Source organism: Isoptericola sp. Y541 (assembly GCF_059445465.1).
The window spans coordinates 1-5,550 of the sequence record NZ_JCAIUJ010000017.1; the positions used below are offsets into that span (position 1 = coordinate 1).

Genomic DNA, 5,550 nt, shown 5'->3' on the forward strand with positions numbered 1-5,550 from the left:
AGTATTGCTCAACAGTGTTGATGTGTATGTGAAGTTGTCGGCTGATTAGTACCGGTCAGCTCCGACAGTCTTTTGTCCTGTCTTCCACATCCGGCCTATCTACCCAGTGGTCTAGCTGGGTGCCTTCACAGATCACTCTGATGGAAACCTCATCTTGAAGCAGGCTTCCCGCTTAGATGCTTTCAGCGGTTATCCCTTCCGAACGTAGCTAACCAGCCGTGCTCCTGGCGGAACAACTGGCACACCAGAGGTTCGTCCGTCCCGGTCCTCTCGTACTAGGGACAGCCCTTCTCAAGTTTCCTGCGCGCGCAGCGGATAGGGACCGAACTGTCTCACGACGTTCTAAACCCAGCTCGCGTACCGCTTTAATGGGCGAACAGCCCAACCCTTGGGACCTACTCCAGCCCCAGGATGCGACGAGCCGACATCGAGGTGCCAAACCATGCCGTCGATATGGACTCTTGGGCAAGATCAGCCTGTTATCCCCGGGGTACCTTTTATCCGTTGAGCGACGGCGCTTCCACAAGCCACCGCCGGATCACTAGTTCCGACTTTCGTCCCTGCTCGACCTGTCGGTCTCACAGTCAAGCTCCCTTGTGCACTTGCACTCGACACCTGATTGCCAACCAGGCTGAGGGAACCTTTGAGCGCCTCCGTTACATTTTAGGAGGCAACCGCCCCAGTTAAACTACCCACCAGGCACTGTCCCTGATCCGGATTACGGACCGAGGTTAGATGGTCGCTGCGGCCAGAGTGGTATTTCAACGTTGACTCCAACCGACCTGGCGGCCGATTATCATAGTCTCCCACCTATCCTACACAAGCCGCATCGAACACCAATACCAAGCTATAGTAAAGGTCCCGGGGTCTTTCCGTCCTGCTGCGCGTAACGAGCATCTTTACTCGTAGTGCAATTTCGCCGAGCTCGCGGTTGAGACAGCGGAGAAGTCGTTACGCCATTCGTGCAGGTCGGAACTTACCCGACAAGGAATTTCGCTACCTTAGGATGGTTATAGTTACCACCGCCGTTTACTGGGGCTTAAATTCTGGGCTTCACCGAAGTTGACCCGTCCTCTTAACCTTCCAGCACCGGGCAGGCGTCAGTCCGTATACATCGTCTTGCGACTTAGCACGGACCTGTGTTTTTAGTAAACAGTCGCTTCTCCCTGGTCTCTGCGGCCCTCCCCGCTTACCACCGCTAGGGTGTTCACGGTTCAGGCCCCCCTTCTCCCGAAGTTACGGGGGCATTTTGCCGAGTTCCTTAACCACGATTCGCTCGATCGCCTTGGTATTCTCTACCTGACCACCTGAGTCGGTTTGGGGTACGGGCGGCTAGAACCTCGCGTCGAGGCTTTTCTTGGCAGCATAGGATCACCCGATTCCCGCATACGCGGTACCTATCAGTTCTCACCCTCGTGTGGTGCGGATTTGCCTACACCACGGGCTACAACCTTGGACATGGACAACCATCGCCACGCCGGGCTACCTTCCTGCGTCACCCCTGTTAACACGCTTACCTACTACCGGTTCGGGTCCCACGCCGCGCCCGTCGGCGTCACCCGAAGGCGACTATGACGGGTCTGGGGTGGTTAGCATCACCGGGCTCGGTATGGGCGGTTCTTCGCCGGTAGGAGAATATCAACTCCTTGTCCATCGACTACGCCTGTCGGCCTCGCCTTAGGTCCCGACTTACCCAGGGCGGATTAACCTGGCCCTGGAACCCTTGGTCATTCGGCGGACGGGTTTCTCACCCGTCATTCGCTACTCATGCCTGCATTCTCACTCGTGTGGGCTCCACCACTAGGTCACCCTGCAGCTTCACTGCCCACACGACGCTCCCCTACCCACCCACACACCTGAACACCATCCACAAGGGAAGATGCTGGGCTAACGTATGAGTGCCACGGCTTCGGCGGTGTACTTGAGCCCCGCTACATTGTCGGCGCGGAATCACTTGACCAGTGAGCTATTACGCACTCTTTCAAGGGTGGCTGCTTCTAAGCCAACCTCCTGGTTGTCTGTGCAACTCCACATCCTTTCCCACTGAGCACACGCTTAGGGGCCTTAGCCGATGATCTGGGCTGTTTCCCTCTCGACTACGAAGCTTATCCCCCGCAGTCTCACTGCCACGCTATGACTTACCGGCATTCGGAGTTTGGCTGACGTCAGTAACCTGGTAGGGCCCATTAGCCATCCAGTAGCTCTACCTCCGGCAAGAAACACGTGACGCTGCACCTAAATGCATTTCGGGGAGAACCAGCTATCACGAAGTTTGATTGGCCTTTCACCCCTAACCACAGGTCATCCCCCAGGTTTTCAACCCTGGTGGGTTCGGTCCTCCACGCCGTCTTACCGGCGCTTCAACCTGCCCATGGCTAGATCACTTCGCTTCGGGTCTAGACCCGGCGACTGTATCGCCCTATTCGGACTCGCTTTCGCTACGGCTTCCCCACACGGGTTAACCTCGCCACCGAGCACTAACTCGCAGGCTCATTCTTCAAAAGGCACGCCGTCACCCCTGCTAGGGAGGCTCCGACGGATTGTAGGCACACGGTTTCAGGTACTATTTCACTCCCCTCCCGGGGTACTTTTCACCTTTCCCTCACGGTACTAGTCCGCTATCGGTCACTAGGTAGTATTTAGGCTTAGCAAGTGGTCTTGCCAGATTCACACGAGATTTCTCGGGCCCCGTGCTACTTGGGATCCCCTCCACCAGGCCGCACCATTTCGTCTACGGGACTCACACCCACTATGGTCCGCCTTTCAATGCGGTTCGACTATGACACGGCTTTCTTACTGGTTGAAGAGTTGTCAGACTCTTCCAGAAGGTCCCACAACCCCGCATGTGCAACGCCTGACAGCTTGACACACACACGGTTTGGCCTCATCCGCTTTCGCTCGCCACTACTCACGGAATATCTCTTCCTGTCGGTACTGAGATGTTTCACTTCCCGACGTTCCCCCCTGCACCCTATGAATTCAGATACAGGTGACCAGGCATGACCCTGGCCGGGTTCCCCCATTCGGACATCCTCGGATCACAGCTCGTTTGCCAACTCCCCGAGGCTTATCGCAGGCTACGACGTCCTTCTTCGGCTCCTAGTGCCAAGGCATTCACCCTGTGCCCTTAAAAACTTCAACACACTACAATATTTCACAGAGATCAAGAAGACCAGCTGCCGAAGCAACTAGCCTTTTGAACATCTGGGATGCTCGCGTCCACTGTGCAGTTCTCAAGCAACGGACGGACCCGCAGACCACCGGCACGCCTACCCACACCAGAAGCAATCCCCAGAAAGCTCACGCTCCCCAGGGACGACACCCGCTGCAGGCGGTTCACACCCAGCCCACGACCCGTATCCATCAAGACTCACCGACCACCCACCCGAACCCATCCCCCGCCACCCCACAGGGGCAGAGAAGAACAGCCAACGAGCGAGCCTCAGGCCGGTTGCCTCAGGACCCAACAGTGTGTTTGCGAACCAGACCAACCACGACCACCAGCTTTCCCCCACCCAGCCCCCGAAGGAGCCACGGCCCCCGAAGGAGCCACGGCGGGTACTCACCAGCCGGCACGCGACCGAACCAGCCCTGCTAGTCAATGTTCCACCCGTGAGCAACCACCAGNCACGGCCCCCGAAGGAGCCACGGCGGGTACTCACCAGCCGGCACGCGACCGAACCAGCCCTGCTAGTCAATGTTCCACCCGTGAGCAACCACCAGACGCACGATCGGCGCCTCAGGCGGCCTGCTAGACCCCCCAGCCACCCACCCACACGCCAAAGCATGCGAGCAAACAACCACGAGGTCTCAGATGCTCCTTAGAAAGGAGGTGATCCAGCCGCACCTTCCGGTACGGCTACCTTGTTACGACTTAGTCCCAATCGCCAGTCCCACCTTCGACCACTCCCCCCGGAAAACCGGTTGGGCCATGAGCTTCGGGTGTTACCAACTTTCGTGACTTGACGGGCGGTGTGTACAAGGCCCGGGAACGTATTCACCGCAGCGTTGCTGATCTGCGATTACTAGCGACTCCGACTTCATGGGGTCGAGTTGCAGACCCCAATCCGAACTGAGACCGGCTTTTTGGGATTCGCTCCACCTTACGGTATCGCAGCCCTCTGTACCGGCCATTGTAGCATGCGTGAAGCCCAAGACATAAGGGGCATGATGATTTGACGTCATCCCCACCTTCCTCCGAGTTGACCCCGGCAGTCTCCCATGAGTCCCCGGCATAACCCGCTGGCAACATAGGACGAGGGTTGCGCTCGTTGCGGGACTTAACCCAACATCTCACGACACGAGCTGACGACAACCATGCACCACCTGTACACCGACCTTGCGGGGCACCCATCTCTGAGTGTTTCCGGTGCATGTCAAGCCTTGGTAAGGTTCTTCGCGTTGCATCGAATTAATCCGCATGCTCCGCCGCTTGTGCGGGCCCCCGTCAATTCCTTTGAGTTTTAGCCTTGCGGCCGTACTCCCCAGGCGGGGCACTTAATGCGTTAGCTGCGGCACGGAACTCGTGGAATGAGCCCCACACCTAGTGCCCAACGTTTACGGCATGGACTACCAGGGTATCTAATCCTGTTCGCTCCCCATGCTTTCGCTCCTCAGCGTCAGTTGCGGCCCAGAGACCTGCCTTCGCCATCGGTGTTCCTCCTGATATCTGCGCATTCCACCGCTACACCAGGAATTCCAGTCTCCCCTACCGCACTCTAGTCTGCCCGTACCCGATGCAAGCCCGAGGTTGAGCCTCGGGATTTCACACCAGACGCGACAGACCGCCTACGAGCTCTTTACGCCCAATAATTCCGGACAACGCTTGCGCCCTACGTATTACCGCGGCTGCTGGCACGTAGTTAGCCGGCGCTTCTTCTGCAGGTACCGTCACTTGCGCTTCTTCCCTGCTGAAAGAGGTTTACAACCCGAAGGCCGTCATCCCTCACGCGGCGTCGCTGCATCAGGCTTTCGCCCATTGTGCAATATTCCCCACTGCTGCCTCCCGTAGGAGTCTGGGCCGTGTCTCAGTCCCAGTGTGGCCGGTCGCCCTCTCAGGCCGGCTACCCGTCGAAGCCTTGGTAGGCCATCACCCCACCAACAAGCTGATAGGCCGCGAGCCCATCCCCCACCGAAAAACTTTCCAACACCCACCATGCGGCAGATGCTCATATCCGGTATTAGACCTCGTTTCCAAGGCTTATCCCGAAGTGGGGGGCAGGTTGCTCACGTGTTACTCACCCGTTCGCCACTGATCCGCCCAGCAAGCTGGGCTTCACCGTTCGACTTGCATGTGTTAAGCACGCCGCCAGCGTTCGTCCTGAGCCAGGATCAAACTCTCCGTAAAAGAAGAGAAAACACCACGAACCTCCAAAGAAGCCCGCAGCATTCAACGATACTGGCCAGACCGAGCTGAACTGCTCAATCTGATCCAAAAGAACCCAAAAAGGGTTCAAAAACTTTGGCATTGACTATCAAACACACTGTTGAGTTCTCAAACAACCGACGCACACCCACAAGACCAGGACCTTCGTCCTGACCCCGCCGGGG

Annotated in this window: 2 rRNA genes; both read right to left on the bottom strand. The window is 57.6% G+C overall.

Annotation, left to right across the window (positions count from 1 at the left end):
* Positions 1-25 precede the first annotated feature (25 nt).
* Positions 26-3,142, bottom strand: a 23S ribosomal RNA gene (locus AC1C2V_RS19705).
* 683 nt (positions 3,143-3,825) lie between these two features.
* Positions 3,826-5,347, bottom strand: a 16S ribosomal RNA gene (locus tag AC1C2V_RS19710).
* The 16S and 23S rRNA genes sit together here, the layout of an rRNA operon.
* Positions 5,348-5,550: the final 203 nt, after the last annotated feature.